The organism is Ferroplasma sp. (genome assembly GCF_031200575.1).
Classification (GTDB): domain Archaea; phylum Thermoplasmatota; class Thermoplasmata; order Thermoplasmatales; family Thermoplasmataceae; genus Ferroplasma.
The window spans coordinates 348854-370723 of sequence record NZ_CP133597.1; the positions used below are offsets into that span (position 1 = coordinate 348854).

At 39.6% G+C, this 21870-nt stretch carries 26 protein-coding genes and 1 tRNA gene; 11 read left to right on the plus strand and 16 right to left on the minus strand.

Going from position 1 to position 21870, the window contains the following annotated elements; translation table 11 throughout:
• Positions 1–20 precede the first annotated feature (20 nt).
• Positions 21–1103 (plus strand): alcohol dehydrogenase catalytic domain-containing protein, encoded by a 1083-nt coding sequence (locus RE471_RS01995; protein WP_309215101.1) that lies wholly within the window; start codon positions 21–23, stop codon positions 1101–1103.
• A gap of 50 nt (positions 1104–1153) precedes the next feature.
• Here RE471_RS01995 and RE471_RS02000 read toward each other — a convergent pair whose 3' ends face one another.
• On the minus strand, positions 1154–2176 hold the full coding sequence (locus RE471_RS02000) for a nicotinate-nucleotide--dimethylbenzimidazole phosphoribosyltransferase (protein WP_309215103.1): 1023 nt from the start codon (positions 2174–2176) through the stop codon (positions 1154–1156).
• 149 nt (positions 2177–2325) lie between these two features.
• Between RE471_RS02000 and RE471_RS02005 the strand changes: the two genes are divergently transcribed.
• Complete coding sequence (locus RE471_RS02005) at positions 2326–3216, plus strand: ornithine cyclodeaminase (RefSeq protein WP_309215105.1); 891 nt, start codon at positions 2326–2328, stop codon at positions 3214–3216.
• A 30-nt stretch (positions 3217–3246) separates the two neighbouring features.
• Entirely contained in the window at positions 3247–3810 is a 564-nt protein-coding gene (locus RE471_RS02010; protein ID WP_309215106.1) for a LysE family translocator, read from the plus strand.
• Here RE471_RS02010 and purN read toward each other — a convergent pair whose 3' ends face one another.
• On the minus strand, positions 3811–4419 hold the full coding sequence (gene purN, locus RE471_RS02015; RefSeq protein ID WP_309215107.1) for a phosphoribosylglycinamide formyltransferase: 609 nt from the start codon (positions 4417–4419) through the stop codon (positions 3811–3813).
• A 124-nt stretch (positions 4420–4543) separates the two neighbouring features.
• Here purN and RE471_RS02020 point away from each other — a divergent pair, with 124 nt between their 5' ends.
• Both RE471_RS02020 and RE471_RS02025 read left to right on the plus strand, forming a co-directional pair.
• Entirely contained in the window at positions 4544–4810 is a 267-nt protein-coding gene (locus RE471_RS02020) for a hypothetical protein (protein WP_309215108.1), read from the plus strand.
• 3 nt (positions 4811–4813) lie between these two features.
• Positions 4814–5359: a hypothetical protein gene (locus RE471_RS02025; protein ID WP_309215109.1), complete on the plus strand. Its 546-nt coding sequence runs from the start codon at positions 4814–4816 to the stop codon at positions 5357–5359.
• A gap of 137 nt (positions 5360–5496) precedes the next feature.
• On the opposite strand, the gene katG is transcribed toward RE471_RS02025, so the two are convergent.
• Genes katG through RE471_RS02040 form a run of 3 tightly spaced genes read right to left on the minus strand, consistent with a single transcriptional unit; the run spans position 5497 to position 8713 of the window.
• Entirely contained in the window at positions 5497–7683 is a 2187-nt protein-coding gene (gene katG, locus RE471_RS02030) for a catalase/peroxidase HPI (RefSeq protein ID WP_309215110.1), read from the minus strand.
• Positions 7684–7731: 48 nt separating this feature from the next.
• Entirely contained in the window at positions 7732–8016 is a 285-nt protein-coding gene (locus tag RE471_RS02035; protein WP_309215111.1) for a ferritin, read from the minus strand.
• A 1-nt stretch (position 8017) separates the two neighbouring features.
• Positions 8018–8713: a peroxiredoxin gene (locus tag RE471_RS02040; RefSeq protein WP_309215112.1), complete on the minus strand. Its 696-nt coding sequence runs from the start codon at positions 8711–8713 to the stop codon at positions 8018–8020.
• A gap of 149 nt (positions 8714–8862) precedes the next feature.
• On the opposite strand from RE471_RS02040, the gene RE471_RS02045 reads away from it, so the two are divergent.
• The 3 genes from RE471_RS02045 (at position 8863) to RE471_RS02055 (ending at position 10358) form a co-directional block, all read left to right on the plus strand.
• Positions 8863–9285 (plus strand): AsnC family transcriptional regulator, encoded by a 423-nt coding sequence (locus RE471_RS02045; protein ID WP_309215113.1) that lies wholly within the window; start codon positions 8863–8865, stop codon positions 9283–9285.
• 45 nt (positions 9286–9330) lie between these two features.
• Entirely contained in the window at positions 9331–10287 is a 957-nt protein-coding gene (locus RE471_RS02050) for a replication factor C small subunit (RefSeq protein ID WP_309215114.1), read from the plus strand.
• Positions 10287–10358: transfer RNA gene (locus tag RE471_RS02055), tRNA-Ala, on the plus strand. Before RE471_RS02050 ends, RE471_RS02055 begins: the two co-directional genes overlap by 1 nt.
• Positions 10359–10367: 9 nt before the next feature.
• Here the strand turns inward: RE471_RS02055 and RE471_RS02060 are convergent.
• A complete protein-coding gene (locus RE471_RS02060; RefSeq protein ID WP_309215115.1) occupies positions 10368–10775 on the minus strand; it encodes a PIN domain-containing protein in 408 nt (135 codons plus the stop codon).
• Complete coding sequence (locus RE471_RS02065) at positions 10772–11008, minus strand: hypothetical protein (RefSeq protein ID WP_309215116.1); 237 nt, start codon at positions 11006–11008, stop codon at positions 10772–10774. Before RE471_RS02065 ends, RE471_RS02060 begins: the two co-directional genes overlap by 4 nt.
• Positions 11009–11555: 547 nt before the next feature.
• Between RE471_RS02065 and RE471_RS02070 the strand changes: the two genes are divergently transcribed.
• Positions 11556–12071, plus strand: coding sequence for a hypothetical protein (locus RE471_RS02070; protein ID WP_309215117.1), 516 nt, complete (start codon positions 11556–11558; stop codon positions 12069–12071).
• Here the strand turns inward: RE471_RS02070 and RE471_RS02075 are convergent.
• The 7 genes from RE471_RS02075 to RE471_RS02105 all read right to left on the minus strand — a co-directional run bounded on the left by RE471_RS02075 (position 12061) and on the right by RE471_RS02105 (position 17516).
• Positions 12061–12633 carry a hypothetical protein gene (locus tag RE471_RS02075; protein ID WP_309215118.1) on the minus strand — a complete coding sequence of 191 codons (573 nt, stop codon included), beginning with the start codon at positions 12631–12633 and terminating at the stop codon, positions 12061–12063. The two genes, RE471_RS02070 and RE471_RS02075, sit on opposite strands and share 11 nt — an antisense overlap.
• Positions 12606–12878: a hypothetical protein gene (locus tag RE471_RS02080; RefSeq protein ID WP_309215119.1), complete on the minus strand. Its 273-nt coding sequence runs from the start codon at positions 12876–12878 to the stop codon at positions 12606–12608. Before RE471_RS02080 ends, RE471_RS02075 begins: the two co-directional genes overlap by 28 nt.
• A gap of 114 nt (positions 12879–12992) precedes the next feature.
• On the minus strand, positions 12993–13985 hold the full coding sequence (locus RE471_RS02085) for a proline racemase family protein (protein ID WP_309215120.1): 993 nt from the start codon (positions 13983–13985) through the stop codon (positions 12993–12995).
• Between the two features lie 41 nt (positions 13986–14026).
• Positions 14027–14629 carry a hypothetical protein gene (locus tag RE471_RS02090; RefSeq protein ID WP_309215121.1) on the minus strand — a complete coding sequence of 201 codons (603 nt, stop codon included), beginning with the start codon at positions 14627–14629 and terminating at the stop codon, positions 14027–14029.
• 76 nt (positions 14630–14705) lie between these two features.
• Positions 14706–15848: an amidohydrolase gene (locus RE471_RS02095; RefSeq protein ID WP_309215122.1), complete on the minus strand. Its 1143-nt coding sequence runs from the start codon at positions 15846–15848 to the stop codon at positions 14706–14708.
• Positions 15849–16021: 173 nt separating this feature from the next.
• Positions 16022–16297 carry a hypothetical protein gene (locus RE471_RS02100; RefSeq protein WP_309215123.1) on the minus strand — a complete coding sequence of 92 codons (276 nt, stop codon included), beginning with the start codon at positions 16295–16297 and terminating at the stop codon, positions 16022–16024.
• A gap of 1 nt (position 16298) precedes the next feature.
• The gene (locus RE471_RS02105) at positions 16299–17516 is read right to left on the minus strand and encodes a YeeE/YedE thiosulfate transporter family protein (RefSeq protein WP_309215124.1); all 1218 of its coding nucleotides are present in this window, start codon (positions 17514–17516) and stop codon (positions 16299–16301) included.
• Between the two features lie 225 nt (positions 17517–17741).
• Between RE471_RS02105 and RE471_RS02110 the strand changes: the two genes are divergently transcribed.
• Positions 17742–17933 carry a hypothetical protein gene (locus RE471_RS02110; protein WP_309215126.1) on the plus strand — a complete coding sequence of 64 codons (192 nt, stop codon included), beginning with the start codon at positions 17742–17744 and terminating at the stop codon, positions 17931–17933.
• 86 nt (positions 17934–18019) lie between these two features.
• Positions 18020–19258: an MFS transporter gene (locus RE471_RS02115; RefSeq protein ID WP_309215127.1), complete on the plus strand. Its 1239-nt coding sequence runs from the start codon at positions 18020–18022 to the stop codon at positions 19256–19258.
• Positions 19259–19344: 86 nt separating this feature from the next.
• Here RE471_RS02115 and RE471_RS02120 read toward each other — a convergent pair whose 3' ends face one another.
• Both RE471_RS02120 and RE471_RS02125 read right to left on the minus strand, forming a co-directional pair.
• The gene (locus RE471_RS02120; RefSeq protein ID WP_309215128.1) at positions 19345–20496 is read right to left on the minus strand and encodes an amidohydrolase; all 1152 of its coding nucleotides are present in this window, start codon (positions 20494–20496) and stop codon (positions 19345–19347) included.
• 66 nt (positions 20497–20562) lie between these two features.
• Positions 20563–21870 carry a M20/M25/M40 family metallo-hydrolase gene (locus RE471_RS02125; RefSeq protein ID WP_309215129.1) on the minus strand — a complete coding sequence of 436 codons (1308 nt, stop codon included), beginning with the start codon at positions 21868–21870 and terminating at the stop codon, positions 20563–20565.

Genomic DNA, 21870 nt, shown 5'->3' on the forward strand with positions numbered 1-21870 from the left:
CAGTAATCTTCATTTATTTTATGAATAAAATTGGAATACCCGATAGGCACAGGGCTGCATTTCTCGTCGATTTCAAATCTCCGCTGGAAATGGGATATACAGATACTGCCATACCAGTGGGAAACCAGGTACTTATCAGGGTCAGTGGGGCAGGAATATGCCACAGTGATGTTCATGTATGGGAGGGTATATGGTATAAGGGCGGTTCTCCGGGAAAACTGCCACACATACAGTCACATGAAATTTCAGGCACAGTAGCTGCCATAGGTGATTCTGTACCTGAAAGGATTAAGCCTGGAGACCCCGTTCTTGTATATCCATGGCAGTGGCTTGAGGACGACCGCTACACTGCAGCAGGGCTGACCAACGTCCCTGATAGGCCTGTGGTTCCAGGGATAAATATAGATGGGGGATTTCAGGAATATTTTCTGGTATCACATTACAGGTACCTTGTAGATGCCAGAGGCATCGAAGATCTGCCAGCACTTGCACCGCTTTCATGTGGAGGCCTTACCACCTACAGGGCAGTTAAAAAGCTGGATGGAAAACTACAGCCTGATGATTATGTTGCTGTTGTGGGGCTGGGAGGCCTGGGATCTTATGCGGTTCAGTACCTGCGCCTGCTGTTTCCTCAGGTGAATATAATAGGCGCAGATATAAGGGAAGATTCAATTGAATTTGCTGAGGGCATATGCAGGATGGATGGTTACATCAACCCGGCCTCCGGGGACACAAATAAGGCTATAACAGAAATAACAAGGGGGCATGGTTTCCGGGGAGTAATTGACCTTGTGGGAAAAGGAACTTTATCTATATACAGCAGGGCCCTTTCTAAGGAGGGCATATATGTCATGGTCGGGCTAATGGGAACGGGCATCCAGGAATCAATTTCTCCTTTCTTCACCGTGTCTATGGAAAAGACCATAACCGGTTCATATGTGGGCACCCTGTCAGAGCAGCATGAGGTGGTTGACCTTGCCAGAAAGGGGCTGATCAATTACAGAAAGCCTGTCAGTTCAAGAATTGCCCTGGAAAATGCTTCTAAGGGCCTTCAGAATCTGGAAGATGGAAAGGCGCTGGGCAGGCAGGTTGTGGTATTCTGAATTAACAAAAACTCAACCCACTGGATATCTCCCAAAGTTGTTCCCGGCTTTTACTTACCGGTGCTACCAGCCAGCCTCCTGTACACCTTCCCAATACTGTTATAGATAGATTTACTATCATTTCCAAGAATATGTGCAATTCCAAAGGCAGCCCCGAAACCTGTTCCTTCCTTCACATATCCCTCCTCGTAATATTCAAGGCCCCTCATGCCGGTGAAATCTGTGGTAGAATAAATTATCCTATCCCCGGCAAGCTTTTCCATCAGGTCCTTTTTATCCTTCATAATATAGCCTGTTGTGAATACATACCTGTTTTTTCCACCATTGACTAGGCTGTCGAGATATAATACTGTGGCCATCTGGGTACCACCAGAAAAGAATATACTGGAATTTTTTACTGCACTGCTTATGCCCAGTGCCACTGGCATCATGTAATCACCGGTTTCCCTTATTTTTTCTTCCACGCCTGCCTTTTTATCTATTCTTTCAAGCACTTTCATGGCAATTTCTCTTTTCATGCTGTCAGGTGAGTCTTTCATGGAGCTGCTTGTCATGTCCATAATACCCAGTGATGAAAGCACAGAATATGCTGTGGTTGTGCCACCCGGGACGCTCTCTGCAATGAATATGTATCTGTATCTTCCATCAATTAAACCGCCTATGTATTTTCCGAATTCCAGTGCCCTGTCATAGTCAGGAAGTGCGGTCCTCTCGGAACCATTCAATGCCGGGCCGAGCCCTGTTTTCATAAATGGAATTTTTGGGTCTTCCACCAGGCCTGCATCCACAATGAGTGTCTCTATTCTCGATGCTTCTATGGCGGCCCTTGTAATTATTGATGGTGTGGGAATCCCGTTTTCAGTCATGGGAACAACATCATAGCTTATGCATTTTCCGGACCATATTATTTCGGAATCCAGTACCGGTGTCAAAGCTGTTAACTCAGGAGTTTCCCCTGCAGCAGATATTCCCCGTATCTTCGATATTTCAGTGGTTCCAGCCAGCAATATGAATAATATGCTATTCCTGTCCTTTATTTCACTGTATATTTTATTTCCATGCAGTATTGCCATAGGGCTTGATTGCCAGCACATTATAATATTTGTGCTGAAATCCCTTTTATTTCTACTGAAATCATCTTTCCTGGACCACGAAAATAAACAGGGTAAATATGGAAAATAAGCATAAAGTTCTAATAATAACTAACACTGGTATCAGTAATATGATAACCTATCTGAATGACTCCGACGTTAAAAATAATCTTCCCGTGAAAGAATGCGCCTCTGAGCTAAGGGAGGCATTTATCTCATGTGGAAAAAACGAATCATCCTCTTCTCCCAGGGACAGAATATGCAGGAAGGATTTTGTTTTCAGCACGATGCCTGCATTTTACGGTAAACGTGGAATAGCAGGGCTGAAGACATATATAGCGGGAAAGAATGGATACAGATTCTTTGTTTTAATATTTGAATCAGAACACCCTGAAAGGTTGTTTGCCATTGACGCAAACGTACTTGGCCAGATCAGGACAGGAGCAGTTGCCGCCATGGTAACATCAGAAATTGTGAAAAAGAAAAGAATAAACTATACAGTGATAGGGTCTGGATTTCAGGCAGAATCCCAGTTCGCAGCAATTTCAGAGTTTTATGATATTGATGATGCGTATGTATATTCAAGGAACATTGATCATGCAAGAAAATTTGCTGAAAAATTCGGGAATAAAATAAAACCAGTAAAAAGTTTGGAATGCCTTTCCGAATCAGATGTAATTTCATCGGCAACAGATACAGTAAAACCAATTTTTAATTATTCCATGCTCGGGAAAAATTACCATATAAACTTAATAGGAGCAAATGTTCTTGGAAGCCGTGAGGCAGATAAGGATGTAATGGAAAAATCCGATACTGTCCTGGAGGAAAACTCAGAACAGTCTGAGCTGGAATCATCAGAAATTTCTGAAATAGGGAACAGGCACAATGTTGTCAATCTCTCTGAATTTCTGCTGCAACCAGGCAAATACCAGGGGAATAAAACAGTTTTCAAATGCCTGGGAATCGGGCTCGAGGATCTTGCTGCCGGGTATATATTATTGAAAAATATGAATTTACTATAATTTTAAAATATCATAATTATATAAACAAGGATGTTCCTTTATTCCTATGCACTGGGTATAATTCTGGGCCTATCGCTGGCAGGCCCTCCAGGATCAGTGAATTCTATAATAGCAAATGAATCATTAAAATCAAGACTTCATGGCATGGGGGTAGGATTTGGTGCAATGACCGCCGATTTGACCTTCTTTTTTATAGTGTATATAACAAATGGCATTATAAGCCCCGTAATACTCAAGATAATTTATATTGCCGGAGGGGCTTTCATGCTCTATCTCGGATTCTCCGTGATGAGGTCAAGAATGCCATCAAAGACCAGGAAGGGGAATTACTTTCTTGGCCTGACAATGGGACTTACCAATCCATTCCAGATAATATGGTGGTTTACAGCAGGTTTCTTTCTACTGAAGGAGCTAAGCATATTTTCCGTTACAGGATTATTCTCTGGAATAATTATATGGATATTCATATTTCCCTATGTGGTATGGCGCTTCGGAACAGGATACGAAAAATACATTAAAATTATCTCTGCCGCTATTATATTCGGCTTTGCAATATACATACTCTATGCAGGAACACTTTTGATTATAAAATGATCATTCTCTTAAAACCCTTTTTCCATTAATACTGTACTTTCCTGTCATGATCAGATTAATAGAGTATACCAGGGATTTATGCTCTTCCACGTGAACCTTCTCCTCAAGGCTTTCAGGGGTATCGTCATCTGTTACTTCCACAATCCTCTGGTCTATGATGGGGCCATTGTCAACATCATTTGTGGCAAAGTGCACCGTGCATCCAGAATATCTTGTACCAGATTTTATTACAGCCTCATGAACCTTTGACCCATAATAGCCCCTCCCACCGAAGGCAGGAAGAAGTGATGGATGCAGGTTTATGATTTTGAATGGATACCTATCTATTATATAATCTGGAAGAATCCTCATGTATCCATCAAGCAGGATGATATCTGGATTTTCTGCCTCCAGAACTGTGGATATAATTTTATTGTAATCACTGTTTTTTGTGTCCACAATGATAGATTCTATCCCATTTTCCCTGGCCCGTTCAAGAACATAAGCCCTTTTGTTGTTGGATATAAGTTTAGAAATTTTTGCATTGCCTATGACACCGTTATCAATTGCGTCCACAACTGCCTGAAAATTTGAACCATTGCCTGATGCAAGTACCACTATACTGAACATGGCATGTCATTGCCTTTTAAGTTAAAAATTATTTGCTGATTTTCAATAAATTCAGTATACCATACTGGTAAACTATTTATTAATATTATTACCTAAATATATATAAACATGCATTAATATTATTATGAGAGAAAGGGTTAATAAAAAATTGGTGATTAGTGCTCTGGTGGTGATAATATTTATAGCACTGGCATGCATGCCTGCAGTTGACAATACACACATAGTTAACAAACCGGAGGAAATAAGTTTTAATGGTAAGCAGGTTAAAACTTTGCTAACCATTGAGGGATATTCACATTATTTCAGAAATAATGATCTGACAATCAACTTTACCTTTCATTACAGTGGAAAGCCATTGGGTGCCCAGCATGTGGTTAAAAATGGGGATTAGGGTATGGTGTCTGTATATTCTCATGGCAATACCATAAATATGGATTTAACAGTCAGAATTGCCAAGAATATTAAGGGGGTTGCCGGTGACTGCAGTGGGACCTACTATAAATTACCCAAAAATCATGAGGCAGCGCTGGAAGTTGTAAAAATACCAGAAATATTTGGGGTTTCTCCTGCTGATATAATTGCTGTTTTTGGGACATCAGTTTCCAGAGGGGTAGGGGAACTCGGGTCAACTGTAGAGGGGTTATCCATTCCAGCATATTTAGCAGTGAGTTCAGAAATAGCTGTTACTATTCTACCATTACCAATAGGTGACTATGTAGCACTTAGTGCATCTGCCCATTCTAACCATGACCCTACAGTATATTTTGACCTGGGTGTAAGCTGGGGCACAAAATGGTGGAATTTTGATGAAATAGGAGTGTATGGAGAGGAAGGTGCATTTCCTGCTAGTGACTCCCTGCTAAGGCTGGTTGTTGCCATAGCAATGGGCATCAATGAAGAATGGCTGTTAAGGAAATATATAAATATAGAGGTTGATTAAGGATAATGGTAAAGTGTCATTTGAATTTACAGTAAAAGTATTACATTATCCTTGTCCACTGTTCTCAGGACAAATTCAAAAATATTGACTATAGAAATCCTTTTAATAAATTAATAAAAATTAACAATTTTTAAATTTTAATGGTGGACATCAAACCTGTCAAGGTTCATTACCTTTTCCCAGGCTTTAGCGAAGTCTTCGACAAATTTCTTTTTTCCATCATTGCTTCCATAAACCTCTGCTACAGCTCTAAGTTCTGAATGTGCTCCAAAGATGAGGTCAGCACGATTAGCAGTGAACAGGCGTTTCCCGGTATTCCTTTCTATTCCCTCAAAGCGATTCCTGGATTCATCCATCGGCTTCCATTCAATGTTCATGTCAAGAAGATTTAGGAAGAAGTCATTGGTAAGCACCCCTGGAGTTTCTGTAAACACTCCATCCTGAGAATGTCCATAATTGGAATCTAAAACTCTCATGCCCCCAAGCAGTACAGTCATCTCCGGAACGGTTAAGGTTAATAGCTGTGCCTTATCCACCAAGAGAAACTCGTCCTGAACACCCCTCATATATTCAGGGTCTCGATAGTTTCTGAAACCGTCAGCTCTCGGTTCAAGTACTGCTACGTTGTCAGGATCTGTCTGATCAGGTCGAGCATCTGTTCTTCCAGGTATGAATGGCACTTCAATATTGAACCCTGCTCTTCTCGCAGCCTCCTCCACTGCGGCACAACCACCGAGAACTATTAGATCAGCCATTGAAATCTTCTTGCCGTCCTTTGCTGTTTCGTTAAAATTTTCTCCTATATTCTCCAATGTCTGCAGAACCTTTTTCAACTGTTCAGGCTGATTTATCTTCCAGCTCTTCATCGGTTCAAGTCTTAATCTTGCACCATTGGCTCCCCCTCTATAGTCGGAACCCCTGAATGTTGAAGCGGAAGACCACGCGGTATACACCAAATCCCTTATGATAAGGCCAGAACGCAGTATAGAAGATTTCAGTTTGGAAATATCCTCCCTATCAACTAATCTATGATCTACAGCGGGAATGGGATCCTGCCAGATCAGGTCTTCCTTTGGTACATATGGTCCAAGCAGTCTTGACTTTGGCCCCATGTCACGATGTGTAAGCTTAAACCAAGCCCTTGCAAATGCCTCTGCAAATTTATCCGGGTTTTCAAGGTAAAATCTTGATATTTTCTCGTAGATTGGGTCATATCTTAGAGCAAGATCGGTCACAAGCATGGTTGGCTTTTTTTTCTTTTGGATGTCATGCGCGTATGGTATATTTGCTTCAGCGTCCTTGGCAACAAACTGCCACGCACCTGCTGGACTCTTTTCTAGTTCCCACTCATACTTGAACAGATTTTCCAGAAACCCCATGCTCCATTTCGTAGGCGTTTCCGTCCAGGTTACTTCAGGGCCACCGCCTATTGTGTCATCACCCTTACCCGATTTATATGAACTGACCCAACCAATCCCCTGGTTTTCAATTGGTGCAGCCTCGGGCTCAGGTCCCACATATGATGTTGGCCCCGCCCCGTGGGTTTTTCCAAAGGTATGACCACCCGCTATGAGCGCAACTGTTTCCTCGTCGTTCATCGCCATTCTTGCAAATGTTTGTCTAATATACCTCGCCGCTTTCTCCGGATCTGGTTCTCCATTTGGGCCTTCGGGATTAACATATATGAGTCCCATGTGATCCGCAGCTAGAGGTACCATGAGGTTACCCTCACCTGTATGTCTTTCGTTTGAGAGCCACTGCTTTTCTGGTCCCCAATATACGGAAATGTCCGATTCGTATACGTCTTCACGACCACCTCCAAATCCAAATGTCTTGAAACCCATGCTCTCAAGGGCTGTATTGCCCGCAAGGATCATCAGATCTCCCCATGACAGTTTCCTTCCATACTTCTGCTTCACTGGCCAGAGAATCCTTCTAGCCCTATCAAGCAGAATGTTGTCGGGCCAGCTATTTACAGGAGGGAATCTCTGCTGTGCATGTCCGGCTCCACCCCTTCCATCTGTAACTCTGTATGTTCCAGCTGCATGCCAGGCCATCCTTATTAATAGGGGCCCATAATTGCCAAAATCTGCTGGCCACCATCCCTGTGAATCACTAAAAATGCCAATTATGTCTTTCTTTACATTGTCCAGGTCCAGCCTGCTAAATTCTTTTGCATAATCAAAATCCCTACCGTATGGAATGGATTCCACTGAATTTTGCCTCAGTATTGAGAGATCAAGTCTTTCAGGCCACCACTCTCTCAATGACATTCCTCTTCCTGCTGAATGAATCACAGGGCATTTATTATCATCATTTTCCATATTTTCACATCCTTCATTTTATTTAAAAAATAAAAAATTATTACTTATTTAATCTCCTAGTTCTTTTAATTCCTTTTTGGAGAATAGTATTTCTTTTAATTCCCTGTCTAGCTCAGGGTCATTCCTTCTCAGGTACTCAAGGAGAAGCGAGAAATGCTCCTTCTCATCATCCCTGTTATGTTTTATTACATCCTTCAATACAGGGTCCTTTGTTGCATCTAATCTCTCATCATAGAACATTATTGCCTGCATTTCCTCTATTAAGGACTGCCTGGCCCTTGACATATCCTTTGTTTTCTCATCTAAGCTGTTTTCTGTTTCATACATTGGCATTTTAATTCACCTCCTTCATTCTTGAAACCTTCTTTGCCTCATCAACATCCTCTTTCGGTGCATCCTTATAGGTAAGCCACCAGGCGTATCCCTTGTACTTTTTCATTCTTTCCGGTATATCAGCCATGGTTGCCGGCGGGGGATTTATGAAAGAGTTCCCTATTATTTCATTGTCAGGCCAGTTCGCAGGGGTTGCAACCTTGAACTTATCCACCATCTGCAGTGCCTTTATCATACGCAGTATTTCAGATACGTTCCTCCCTATTTCCAGTGGATAGTATAATATTGCCCTTACAATGGATTTATCGTCTACTATGAATACAGCCCTTACTGTGGATGTTGCAGATTCTGCATGGATCATTCCCAGTGACCTTGCAACATTACCCATAGGGTCTGCTATTATGGGGAACTTTACATCTATTTTCAGGTTGTCATGTATCCAGTTGATCCATTCCATATGCGATATCTTTGAATCAACACTGAGGCCTATAAGTTCTGTATTCAGCTTCTGGAATTCATCGCTTCTCTGTGCAAATGAGAAGAACTCTGTGGTGCACACCGGTGTAAAATCTCCGGGATGGCTGAACAGCATGAACCATTTTCCCTTGTAATCGTCCGGCAATTTCTTTGTTCCCTGTGTGGTTACAACTTCCATTTCTGGGAACTTCTCTCCTATCAAAGGCATTCTGTTTTCCATTGTTATCCATACTCAATTGGTTATAAGTATAAAAGTATTGTGTATTTGTTTAGTAAAATTATACATTAAATAATAAATTAATGAACATTTGATTATTATTTATAACTTTATAAACATAAATTTTTATTCTTTAACATAATAGAGGTAATATGGCTGACAGGCTGGATATGGAAATAGCCAGGTATCTGCTTGACAATTCTAAGCTGTCAATAAGGGATCTGGGAAAGCTCTGTGGCGTAAGCCCTGGGACAATACGGAATCGTCTTCAGAAGATGGAAGGCGATAAGGAAATAATAGCATATACCACAAGGTTTCAGGTCAAAAAACTGGGCATAGACGAGGCAATACTGGGACTCGACATCATGCCTGAACAGTATACAAAGACACTGGAAACACTAAAGGATTTCGTTTTTGTAAAGAGCTTATTTTCAACATCTGGAGACCATTCTGCAATAGCGATAATTGTATCGGGGCTGTATGGAATGGATCTTAACCAGTGCATACTGGAAATAGAAAACACAGCCGGTGTAAGAAATGTTTACCCCTCAATTGTAAACAGCACCCTGAAATAAACTGCATAGATAGGTTTATAAATAAAGTAATTATCAAAAAAAAGTATGCTAAATATCTGGACAGAAAAATACAGGCCAACAAAACTATCCGATGTCATAGGTGAAAAAGAAAATATCAACAGATTAAATGCCTATGTCAAAGATAAGAATATACCACATCTCATATTTGCAGGTTCACAGGGCACAGGCAAAACATCTACTGCCATCGCACTTGCAATTTCATTATTTGGAGATTCATGGAAAGAAAATTTTATGGAATTGAATGCATCAAATGACCGGGGCATAGATATTATAAGGGAAAATATCAAGAATTTTGCAAAGATAAGGCCATCCAACGATCTAGGCTTCAAGATAATATTTTTGGATGAGGCTGACCACCTGACAGGCGATGCCCAGGCAGCACTGAGAAGAACCATGGAAATGTTCTACAATACAACAAGATTCATATTCTCATGCAATTACTCATCGAAGATTATACCACCGATCCAGTCAAGATGCGTTGTACTGAGGTTCAAGCCCATTGACCGTGAATCAATGAAGGGCAGGTTGAAGGATATAGCATCGAAGGAGGGTTTTGAAATAGATGATGATTCCCTGGATGCCATATACGAGATTTCCGATGGGGATATGAGAAAGGCAATAAATATTCTCCAGGCTGTTAAATTGTCAGGGAAGGTCAGTGCCACCGGAATATACGAAATTTCCGGTGAGGTAAATAGAGATGAGTTCAAGAATTTAATAAATATGGCAGTTGAAGGCAATTTCAACGATGCCAGGAACTACCTTGACAAGATGCTCATTGAATACGGCCTTTCCGGGATAGATATAATAAAGGGTATGCACTCATCCATAAGGGCAGAGCATATAGCACCTAAGCAGAAGCTTGCCATTATTATGGCACTGGCCGAGGCTGAATTCAGGATAGTAGAGGGTGGAACTGACAGCATACAGATGGATGCACTTCTTGCCCGGCTTTCCCACATCGGCAGTGAGATCAATTAGGGCCGGTAGATCAGCGGTAGATCGCTTGCTTCGCAAGCAAGAGGGCTCGGGTTCAAATCCCGACCGGTCCATTCTGTAGCTCATATCTCAATAACTTGTACGCCCATCTTCTTGCATTTTTTGGACAGGGTCTTATCAAAAGTCACTAAGGGTACATTTCTTGAATGTGCGTCAAAGGCGATTATCCAATCGTTGAAATCCCTGAAAGTGAGGCCGTTTTCAGCAATGAATGTAGACGCCCCTTCGAGCATGCCCCTCGATAGCCAGGAAACTGTGAAGTAATCGCTGTGCAATAACTCTTCAAGCTTCATCTGAACACTTTCATTGTCTAGTCCGTATCTAGGAAGCACGAAGCCAAGTTCAATGATCGAAAGCGAATTTATCAGGGGATCCCCAGACTTATCGATAATCTTACTTGCATTGTCATGATGTGGGGAATTTTCTATAGAGTCATATACCAGAACATTTGTGTCAACCAGTATTGTCATTTACTGCTCTCCTCCCATCCCTTTCTTATCTCGTTGTCCGCATCGAGCGATGCAAGGTCTTCCCGGACCTTGAACACGATTCGCTTTCCACTTTTCCTCGCATCTGCTTTTTTATTCCTAAGGCGCTGGTTAATGATTTTTGATATATTCTTGGTGCTGCCATACTTTTCTATTGATTCTTTGACTATTTCTGCATAGATTTCATCATCAAGATTAATCGTAGTTTTGACCATGAACATTGATTGTGTTGACATATAAACATTTAACGGTTAACTGGCGTAGGAAAACAACTCAACAAAAACACTCCACTAACTTCATACTATTGCCAGTCTTGAAGTTCTCTGTCAAGGTATTCGCTTAAAACTTTAATCAGATCCCGACCGGTCCATTTCGTAAACTTTGTTTGCACTGAATTTCTATGGATTTTTTAAATTTCCTTTCATGGCTTAAATCTGATTCTAACCAGAGAATACTGTCATAATACCCCCACCTGATCAATCCACTTTGAAGACTATAAATCGATATTCTTAAAGGCTGTTCAAGTTCTGGAAGTACAACAACCATTTCCATGCTTGAAACCCAGCTCAAACACCAAATATTCCCTAGATATTTCTATGCCATCTTAGATCTGGATAGTTTAAAGTTAAACAAACCTAAAGAGATTATATAACATATACTTTATATAAACATATATTCCCTCATTAATCATAAAAAATCGACCAAATTTTGACTATCCTCAAAAAATCAAAAAGTTTAATATATATGGCTAATTAAGAAAATATGATTACGGTGATCGGATCAATTGATAATGCATCCATATGGGATACGACCTACCATCTTATATTCACAAAGGAGGAAATATACCAATTCCTGGTAATGGATAAAAAAGAGAGGCGCTCGGATTTGTATTATTCATATATGGGTAATCCTTCCAGAATGGTCCCCGTGGAAGGCGAGATTTCAAATTATAAGGTAAATCAGGATGCTGTTAGAAACCTGGTTACAGAAAATCTAGAAAGAGGAAAAGAAATAGAAGCCAATCTTGAATCAAAACTAAAGGAAGTACCCCCAAAATTCACAGTTATCCAGTGTTCGAGTATTGATAGAGTTGAACTCACAAACGGAACTCCATTTTCCTTACCCCACCTTTTACTGGAATCAAAGGGAGAAAAAATTAAATTTCACCTTGTACACAATAATTTCAAGGGAAGGGGAAAGCTGCAAGATGAGGTATTTTTAAGTTATGAAAATATCCTGCGGGAAATATTTGGTGATAAGCTTACTGTTAAGAATTAGCCTTTAGCGCCATGTAACTTGCGACATACCTAATTATTTTTCTTTTACAGAACGGACAGGTCACTTTATCTGCAGCCTCTACCTTCACTTCTTCTCCCAGTGCTTTTTCTAATTCTTTGAAAGTACCATAAAAAGAACTGAGTAATCCACGGTTTCCAATAAAAATTTTGAATGAAAAATAATTCTTGCTTTCGATCTCAAATTCATCAATATAGGATTCGATCCCGTATTCCTCCCCAACATCATTGAGATATTTTTCCAATTCATTTCCCAGTCTGTCACTGGCATCTCCCTGGTCAATTCTTGCATTAACATTCCTGACAATTTCTGATTTTTCCTTTTCAGTTAATGTTTTCATCATTTCGACTATATTCTCTCTGTCTATGTGAATATCTGAATCATAATAATTAATTCTGGTCTCAGGAAAGAATTGAATCTGATCAAACAATCCATCATAAGTTTTAGACTTCTGGCAGTACCCGGATAAATAATCAGAAATATCGCTTTTAAGATCCTTACGTTTCTTCTTATCGGCTAAACGCCTTCTGCCTCTATATTGCAAAATCCTGGCTTTACCTCTTCAGTATCCAGCCCCTCTGCCAGAATCAACTGTGCCACTTCGTTTCCAGATGTCCATCCATAGGCTGTTAGTACCGAATCTGTTTGTCCCTCCAGTATCCTGATAAACTTATTTATGTCCTGATCTGGACCCACATCAGGGTCAATATGGAACAGGAGTTGTGCAGTTGAAATGCCCTTCTTACGTTTATTTTTATCTTTGCTGATATACAGCATTTTTATGTTCATCCATCTGTAATCCGCCCTATAATTGATTCTAATAATAATTCTGGAATATAAAAACTATGCCTGTTATCTGCTTATAGTCAAGAATAATCTATTGCACCATTCCAACCATAACCATCACTGTACAAGAAATCCATGTTTCAATGGATCTTCAGGATTCACTATAATTTTGCATAGCTGTGTAATCCATGCCCTTCCTGTAATTTCCGGCACAATGATAATATTGCCGTTAACCTTTTCAGATGAGATTATTCTGCACGTAAATCTGGACCCTATTATGGATTCATTGGTGTACTGCCCGTTCACATCCAGTTTTCCATCATGGACAAGCAATGCAGCCCTTGCAGCTGTACCTGTTCCACATGGAGACCTGTCAAAGCTATTCCCTGCAAAGGTAACAACTGCACGGTAATCGTGCCTGCTATCTGTAATCATCGCTAAAGGCTCGAGATTTTTTTTACTATCCCGGTACATCTCCCTGATGGTCTGCTTTGATTTTTCCCTGATGATTTTTCCGTATTCCAGAAGTTTTCCTATGTTTGCAGGTTCAACACCAATTCCTAAAGAATCAGACTCCACTATGGCATAGAAATTGCCACCGTATGATATGTTTACAGGTATGCTTTTTCCCTCAATGTCTATGCTGATTTTCTTTACAAAATAGGATTTTACATCCACTATGGATACTGAGACCGGTTCTCCATTCTCTACCCTCACCCTTGCCTTCACCGTACCTGCCACGGTATCATATGTAATTACTTTTTCACTTCCTTCATATTCAACATATCCAAGTGCAACCAGTGCGGTGCTTACGCCTATTGTGGCATGCCCGCACATATCCAGATATGAATCTGTTGTCGGGTATATTACCGTGTAGTTGCTTCCCGGATTTACCGGAGGAAGCAGCACAGCACCGAACTGGTCCTTGTGCCCCCTGGGCTCCTGAAGTAAAGTTGTCCTTATATAATCATAGTGCTGGATGAAATAGTTCCTTACTGATAATGCGTCCGGCAGATTTTTAGGTATATCATTCCAGAAAATTATACGTGTGGGTTCACCCTCAGTATGTGTATCTATAACATCAAGGGTTAATTCAGATTTGAGGCTCATGATATTGAAATTATTGCTTTCTTAAATAGTTTGGGATGCATCTAAAATAACTGGCCCTTTATTAAAATATAATAAAGCATCTGCACCGCTAAAATAGCTATCGGGGTTAATACCAGCAACATCTCATAATTATTCTCGATATCCAGGCCTGTTAATGATAGGATGCCGGTAAATAGATATATCGTAGAACTGAAAGCTATTAGATTCCTGTTCTTCAGGTAAATTTTATTTCCACGGGTTTTTAATCTTTTAGAGAGTATGGCTATGTAAATCATTACCGGAACTATATACTGAGGATCATCCACATCTATGTTTACCTCTTTTCTGAAAACATTGATAAAAGCTACCTCTGTTTCTCCTGAAAAGATATAAAAATTTATTTTGTTCATCTTTAAATTTTTAAGCCCCTCACGATCAATATTGAAAGTTTTCCCTTCATATTCCATTACAGAATTCTTTTTAACATATCCCTCTTCAAGATAATTATGCCTTATTATGTACACTCCATTTTCAAGTGAGAGACTGATATTGATGCTGCCTTCTATAGAAATTTCCCTCCAGCGGTTTTCCTGTATAATTTCTGCAGAGAAGCCATTCTCCCCCGTGATTTTTCGGTTTTCATATGTATATATTTCCTCAGGCATTCTATATGTTTTATAATTTCAGGGTAAATAAATTTAATCACAATTTTCAGAAGAAAATATAAAAATAAATGTTGAACTATTTATTAAGAATGCTCATTGCCGCCTCTTTCAGTATTCTGGCTCCTGTATATAGCTGATCCTCATCCACATCAAATGTGGGAGAGTGATTTGGTGAATTTATCCCTTTCTTAACATTCTTGGCACCGAAGAAATAATAGGCTCCCGGTATCTTCTGGAGGTAGTATGCAAAATCTTCCCCGCCCATATCCGGCTTCGGATGTTCGATATTCTCCTTTCCCAAAATTTTTTCAGCCACCTCTTCTATATCTCTGGATATTTTTTCATTATTTATTAAAACAGGGTAACCTTTCTTATATTCATACTCATATTCTATTCCATAGGTTGATTTCAATCCCTCCAAGACATCTTTAATTCTTTTTATTATCTTTTCCTGCACCTCCAGGCTGAACGTTCTCACTGTACCCGTTAGTTTGGAATGTGCAGCTATTATGTTATATCTATATCCTGCATTTATGGTTCCAACTGTTATCACTGCAGGGTCCCTGGGGTCTATTTCCCTGGATACTATAGTATTCAGCATTTCTACCAGGTGTGCAGTGATATATATGGCATCTATTGCATCCTGCGGGGCAGAACCATGTCCGCCCTTTCCATGTACTGTGATATCAAACTCATCAGCATTTGCCATCATCTCCTTATAGTATATTGCCACATGGCCGGCTGGCAGAAATCCCATTATATGCTGTCCGATGATGTAATCAACATTATCAAGTGCACCGTGTTTTATCATATCCACGGCACCTCCTGGAGGCAATTCCTCAGCAGGCTGGAAAATCAGCCTTATATTCCCATTCAATTTTTCCTTATCTGCAATAAGCATTTTGGCTGCGCCCAGAAGCATTGCCATGTGTGTATCATGACCGCAGGCATGCATAACTCCCTCATTCCTGGATACATACTGCACCTTATTTTCCTCTGTTACCGGTAATGCATCTATATCTGCCCTGATTGCCACGGTTTTGTTTCCCTTCCCCTTTATATCTGCTATTATTCCTGTTTCGGTTATCCTTTTAGGGGCAAGGCCCATTGCCTTCAGCTCCTCCTCAATTTTATCTGCTGTCTTATATTCTTTGAAGCTCAGTTCAGGATATTCATGAAAATATTCCCTGGTCTTTATTATATATTCATCTATTTCCATAGGTAATAAATTCAATAAGGCATATTAATTATTTTGATTTAAAACCGGCAAATCGGTAAAAACAATTTCTGAATATGTTACCATGCTTGCTTATGCACAAATCTCTGTATTCATTACCCTGAACCTGAATATTTATCACAAAAAAATTGTGTCGAGTAATATAAAAATAAAAATTATTTTTTGCCTTTCTTATTGGGATTGTATGCATAATTATTGTATTTAGAGCGGTACCATACGGCAGTCATGATTATTGTTACTATTACAAAGAAGCCGGTTATGGCTACAGAATAGGCATCAGGGTCATAACCGCTGTATGTTCCCGATGTAAGTGCTGCGGTAATTATGGTAATTCCTGTCATTACTATGATAAATGCCTTTATCCCCGCCTCGCTCCTGCATTTAGGTTCTTTTTCCTCTCTGTCCTTTTCATTATTTTCTATGGTTTCCATTTTAATCCACCACCTTTCTGTATATTATGTGTGCAACAATCAGCAGTGATATCATCACGATTATGAAGAATTCCAGGCTGCTTACTGCCATCTGCAAATCTCCGCTAAGTATATGCCCTGATGCACATCCATCTGCCATTCTTGCACCCAGTAGCATAAGGAAAGCACCGGAGAATGCACCTGCTGCTCTTTTTATCTGGCTGTTCCCGAATCTCTTCTCCCATGAAGGGGGTATCACATTATTGAATGACTGGAACCTCCTTGTAAAGAATATGGATGCCAGGAATGCACCGAATAATGTGCCTATATCACTGAATGGCTCCCATCCTATAGTATGTACAACCAGTGTGCTGTATTTCCATGTGCCTGCAGGAAGCCAGATTTTTGCAACTATCCACGAATATGTTGTTGATTCTCCGAATATCTGGTGCAGGAACATTTCAAGCACCACAGTCAATCCTATTATTATGCCCACAGACATCATGACAACTCCGAAGAGCTTGGATGAAACCGTCCAATGGTAATTCACCTTCTCCGGAAGATTATGCTTGCCCAGGGGCATTGAGGCACCTTCAAGAAGCATTCCCGCCGTTTCCACGTATTTGCCCTGTTCCTCCGGACTTAGGGTTTTCTCCTTGTGAAGCGAATTATAAGCACAGCTTTTCCCGCCCTTATATCTTGGAAGGAAGTACGCCACTGAAAACATGATAATTGCCCATACAATTGCTATACCGAAACCTACATACAGATCTGTGTCAACGGTTCCACCGAAGTAGATCTGGCCAAAATTATCGTATGTTACAAGCCAGTGCCCGAAGGATGTCTGATAAATCAATGTCCATGATGCCGCACCAAGCAGTCCGCCCAGGACAGCATATACCGCATCTCTCCTGCCTTCACCGAGGGCCATCCAGACTGTACCCGGGACGTATCCTGATATTGCTATTCCTGTTCCGAATATGGCTGCACCCAGTGCAACTCCCCATACATAGTCAGGCTTAACTCCCCAGTGGAAGGATACTCCAAGCGCTGCAAGTCCGTATAATGCCAGTGCACCTGCACCGATTGCAATTGCTATACATCCTACAAATAAACGGTCTTTCCATCTGCCTAGCCTGATCAAAACTTCCGGGTTTGAAATACCCCATGCCTCTGCCAGGCCACCAATTAACATGCCGATGAATAGGCCAATCCATTCCCATGCTGTTACGGAAATCATTTTAGTTCACAACGAATTATTTCTAAAAAGTATTTTAATTCGTTACCTTATATGTTAACTGATTTATTTAAATATTAAAATGGTTCAGCTTGTGAATCAATTAAATTCACGTTACTTTGTTGTAACCGAACAGGCACTCACCTTCTCTGACAACTACTAAAATAAAAATAAGCGCTATACTTAAACAGCATAAAGATTAATATACAGGGTGTAAATGGGTTTATCATGGACAGGCTTGCCATGGCAGATTATGCTATCGGTGCTGTAGCGGTTATTCTGGTAATTTACAGTGCCATATCAAACATTTTCTTTTCATTCAAATATTTCACTTACTATGCCGCACTGCCAACCCTGATAATTCTGGTGCCACTGTATCTTTTGCACAGGCATATATACAAATTGAGAAATTCAAATTAAAAAAATCACCTATAGTATTAATATCCGTTATTATGATGGTTCCCATTAACGGAAGAATTAAATATCATGTATGATTTAGTTTATATATGAGTGAGAATCACACGCAAATCGACGTAGTTAAGGAGGCGCAGACAGTTGGTGGCGCCTTAAAGGTGATTATACCCGTGGCTTTAGGTATGTTCCTTGTTGGCTTTGATGCTGATCTGTACTTTTTTGGCGGTACATTTATAACTAGTATAATACATGTAAATGCGTTTTATATCGGCGTAGCGTCCTCTGGATTTGCAGCAGGTATTGCAATATTTAGTATTATAGGAGGGTTTATATTTGATAAAATTACTACAAGAAATGGCATAATTATCTCTCTTGCCATAATATCAATTTTTTCTACAATGACTGGTTTTGTGACAAATGAATATGAACTTGTTGCATATAGATTCCTCGTTGGATTCGGAACAGGCATGATTCAACCGGAGATAATCGCTTTCCTTGGAGATATAAGGCCGAAAAGAAGACAAACTGTTATAGCCTCTGAAGGCATAGCATTTGGACTTGGATTATTTGTCGCACCTTACATATTTTCTGCGTACTCAACCTTGGCAACCTTTGATATACCATTTATAATAGCGGGTATTGCCGGGGCTATTTTAATAGTTGTTGTATTAGCTTTGGTTCCATCCAAGTACAAAGCTTATAAGAAGCCAGAAAAAAGTATGATTGAAATCATAAACAAACCCCTCATATTTATATCAGCGTCATTTTTATTTTTTGGTATTTCCTATTTTGCTTTTGATAGTTATGCAACTCCCTACATGGAATTTTATGGATTTTCGAAGGGGGCTGCGGCAGTGGCATTCTCGACATTTGGACTGGCACTACTAATAGCAACACTTCCGGGGGGCATTATTGGAGACAAATTTAAAAGAAAATTTGTGATCATAGTTTCAGCGCTTATAATGTTAATAGCCAATGTAATAATGTTCGTACACACACCCATATTTCTTGTAATTACAATAAGTATAATTCTATTTGGAGCTGGCTATGGCATATATGGAAATGTATCAGCCTTTGCTCAGGAAACAGTAGAAGATCAGTGGAGGGGCTCTGCTGTAGGCTTTATGTTTTTAATATTTAATATCGGCTCACTTATAGGGGGCACTCTAATGGGTGCTGCGGTGAGTCTATTCGGGTACCAGCTGGCAGGCTTGTATGTGATGATTATACCTATGTTATTGAGCTTCATATTGATAACATTAACCCCAAAGATTAAGATTCCATCGGGAGATAAATCTGCTAAACCAAACAAAGCAATGGAGGCGGAGTAATAATATTATTTTATATACTTGTATAAAGATAATAATCCATATTTCAATTCTTATAAAAATATCATGTTGGTAAAATTTTTAACTTTTTAAGATTCTGTAAGTCTTAAAGCAACTTTTAACAAAAGACATACACCCATTTGAAGAGCAGCCTCATCAATATTAAACTCCGGGCTATGATTGGGTGCAATTATACCCTTTTCTTTATTTGATATTCCTAAGCGATAAAATGTGCCTTTTCTATGTTGGAGATAATAACCAAAATCTTCTCCTCCAAGTGCCTGATTGACTTCTATAACATGATCCTTGCCAATTAAGTTCTCAGCTTCCTCCTTAAGTATCGATGTTACATATGAATCATTTATCATCACTGGATAACCATATTCATATATGTACTCATAATCTATGCCATACGCCGCCTTTAATCCGTTCATAATATTTTCTATAGATCGCTTTGCCTTATCTCGCTCTTCATCTGAAATTGTTCTTACTGTACCGGATAGATCAACCCTATCTGCAAGTACATTATGTCTATATCCTCCGTTAAATGTTCCAACAGTTATTGTGGAAGCAGATGTTTGAGAAAGAATTCTCGATATAATCGACTGAAGCATAACAACAAATTGAGCAGCGACATAAATTGCATCGATTCCCCTTTCTGGCATGGAGCCATGTCCACCTTTACCTTTAATTTTAATATAAAAAGTATCTGAATTTGCAGAAACTGGACCAGCCCTATACCCAACAAATCCACTTTGGAGCCTAGAATCTACATGCTGACCTATTACGTAATCTACATTATTTAAAAGACCATCCTCTATCATTTTTATTGCACCACCCGGGGGGTTTTCCTCAGCAGGTTGGAAAAACACTCTTATAGTTCCACCAAATTTAATTTTTTGGGATGTTAATTTCTTAGCCAGACCAAGAACCATGGCAGTATGGGCATCATGGCCACAGGCATGCATAACACCTTTATTTAAAGATTTATATTCCAACTTATTTGCTTCCTGAACAGGCAACGCATCTATATCTGCTCTAACTGCAACAGTTTTGCCTTTACCCTCTCCTAGTACGTCGGCATAAACACCCGTACCTGCTATTCTTACTGGTTTTAGCCCCATCTTTTTAAGCTCTGTTACAATGAACTCTGATGTTTTTTCTTCTTTAAAGGATAATTCAGGATGGGCATGAATATATCTCCTAATTTTTACTGTATAATCTTCAATTTCTGAACCCATATATCTTCAATAGTTATGTGTATATAAACTAATTCATTCTCTTAATGGAATATATTTTGTTTTCTATTATTGAAATTTTGATAAAAAGTTTTTTGTATGTTCTACTGCTAGTTTAAAATTTTCTATACTAATGCTTTCATTGGGCGCATGTGCCTTTGATAGGTTGTCGCCAACTCCAATGGCACTGATCGCGTTTTTGATTCCAAGTTCCCTAGTAAATAGGGCCATTGGCTGTGTACCCGGAGAATTGAGCATAATAATCGGTTTGCTACCATAAGTTTGTATAGCCGATGAAATCATTTTTTGCGCCAGCTCTGTGTCAGGTGCTGTTCTTACTGGGTTCTCCATACCTAATGCATTGATTTCAAGATCAAAACCCAGATTATGTAAATATCCTTTCATTGATTTAAATATTGTTTCAGGATCCTGATCGGGAACCAGCCTGAAATCTATTTTTGCCATAGCCTCGGCTGGTAATACGGTTTTTGTGCCTTCTTCTATGTATCCAGATATAATACCAGCTATATTACATGTGGGACTTGTAAATAATTCTCTAATTAAATTATCTTTTTCATTAAATTTGAAATTTTTTAACCCGTATGAATCTCTCATTTTTTCAATATTAAACGGGTAATCTTTTAAAATGTTCATGTCCTTATTGCATAATGGAGTAATATTATCGTAAAAACCGGGTATTTGCACTTTTTCACAATCCTGTATACTTTTTAATGCATTTATCAAGTTCCACGCCGGGCTCGGTGCTATGGCAGCCAGTGAAGAATGTAGATCTGTTGTGCCAGTTCTACTTTTAAGTTCTATGTATAAGAGGCCTTTGACTCCTAGTGCAATAACTGGTCTATTTTCCTCTCCTATCTGACTTCCTTCCATTATCACATCATCAGCAGCAAACCTATTTTTATTTTTTATTATAAAATCCTTAAGGTGCGGACTTCCGATTTCTTCTTCCCCCTCGTACAAAAATTTTAAATTTACATGTAGTTCATTGTCCTTGATAGCTTCCATAACTCCGAAAATTCTAGCCATTAGTGTTCCCTTATTGTCTGCTGCCCCCCTAGCGTAAATCCTCCCATTTTCTTCTGTTGCCCCGAAAGGTGCATGTGTCCATTTATTTTCTGGGTCTATTGGTTGAACATCATAATGGTTATACACTAAAAGTGTTCTAGGAGCATCTATAAAATACTCTCCATAGACAACTGGGTTTCCTGATGTGTGCATTATTTCACCCTTAATTCCCATATTTTTGAGTAACGAATTGAGGTACGATGCTGTTTCATTTATACCTGTTGCCTTCGCAGATATCGATGGGATTTTAAGAATTTTTTTGTACTCATCTAGCATTTTATTAAAATCCAT

Coding starts and splice junctions, on each gene's coding strand:
- RE471_RS01995 (WP_309215101.1), top strand. CDS start 21: ATGAATAAAATTGGAATACCCGATAGGCACAGGGCTGCATTTCTCGTC.
- RE471_RS02000 (WP_309215103.1), bottom strand. CDS start 2,176: ATGGCAATACTGCATGGAAATAAAATATACAGTGAAATAAAGGACAGG.
- RE471_RS02005 (WP_309215105.1), top strand. CDS start 2,326: ATGATAACCTATCTGAATGACTCCGACGTTAAAAATAATCTTCCCGTG.
- RE471_RS02010 (WP_309215106.1), top strand. CDS start 3,247: ATGTTCCTTTATTCCTATGCACTGGGTATAATTCTGGGCCTATCGCTG.
- purN (WP_309215107.1), bottom strand. CDS start 4,419: ATGTTCAGTATAGTGGTACTTGCATCAGGCAATGGTTCAAATTTTCAG.
- RE471_RS02020 (WP_309215108.1), top strand. CDS start 4,544: ATGAGAGAAAGGGTTAATAAAAAATTGGTGATTAGTGCTCTGGTGGTG.
- RE471_RS02025 (WP_309215109.1), top strand. CDS start 4,814: ATGGTGTCTGTATATTCTCATGGCAATACCATAAATATGGATTTAACA.
- katG (WP_309215110.1), bottom strand. CDS start 7,683: ATGGAAAATGATGATAATAAATGCCCTGTGATTCATTCAGCAGGAAGA.
- RE471_RS02035 (WP_309215111.1), bottom strand. CDS start 8,016: ATGCCAATGTATGAAACAGAAAACAGCTTAGATGAGAAAACAAAGGAT.
- RE471_RS02040 (WP_309215112.1), bottom strand. CDS start 8,713: ATGGAAAACAGAATGCCTTTGATAGGAGAGAAGTTCCCAGAAATGGAA.
- RE471_RS02045 (WP_309215113.1), top strand. CDS start 8,863: ATGGCTGACAGGCTGGATATGGAAATAGCCAGGTATCTGCTTGACAAT.
- RE471_RS02050 (WP_309215114.1), top strand. CDS start 9,331: ATGCTAAATATCTGGACAGAAAAATACAGGCCAACAAAACTATCCGAT.
- RE471_RS02060 (WP_309215115.1), bottom strand. CDS start 10,775: ATGACAATACTGGTTGACACAAATGTTCTGGTATATGACTCTATAGAA.
- RE471_RS02065 (WP_309215116.1), bottom strand. CDS start 11,008: ATGGTCAAAACTACGATTAATCTTGATGATGAAATCTATGCAGAAATA.
- RE471_RS02070 (WP_309215117.1), top strand. CDS start 11,556: ATGATTACGGTGATCGGATCAATTGATAATGCATCCATATGGGATACG.
- RE471_RS02080 (WP_309215119.1), bottom strand. CDS start 12,878: ATGAACATAAAAATGCTGTATATCAGCAAAGATAAAAATAAACGTAAG.
- RE471_RS02085 (WP_309215120.1), bottom strand. CDS start 13,985: ATGAGCCTCAAATCTGAATTAACCCTTGATGTTATAGATACACATACT.
- RE471_RS02090 (WP_309215121.1), bottom strand. CDS start 14,629: ATGCCTGAGGAAATATATACATATGAAAACCGAAAAATCACGGGGGAG.
- RE471_RS02095 (WP_309215122.1), bottom strand. CDS start 15,848: ATGGAAATAGATGAATATATAATAAAGACCAGGGAATATTTTCATGAA.
- RE471_RS02100 (WP_309215123.1), bottom strand. CDS start 16,297: ATGGAAACCATAGAAAATAATGAAAAGGACAGAGAGGAAAAAGAACCT.
- RE471_RS02105 (WP_309215124.1), bottom strand. CDS start 17,516: ATGATTTCCGTAACAGCATGGGAATGGATTGGCCTATTCATCGGCATG.
- RE471_RS02110 (WP_309215126.1), top strand. CDS start 17,742: ATGGACAGGCTTGCCATGGCAGATTATGCTATCGGTGCTGTAGCGGTT.
- RE471_RS02115 (WP_309215127.1), top strand. CDS start 18,020: ATGAGTGAGAATCACACGCAAATCGACGTAGTTAAGGAGGCGCAGACA.
- RE471_RS02120 (WP_309215128.1), bottom strand. CDS start 20,496: ATGGGTTCAGAAATTGAAGATTATACAGTAAAAATTAGGAGATATATT.
- RE471_RS02125 (WP_309215129.1), bottom strand. CDS start 21,870: ATGGATTTTAATAAAATGCTAGATGAGTACAAAAAAATTCTTAAAATC.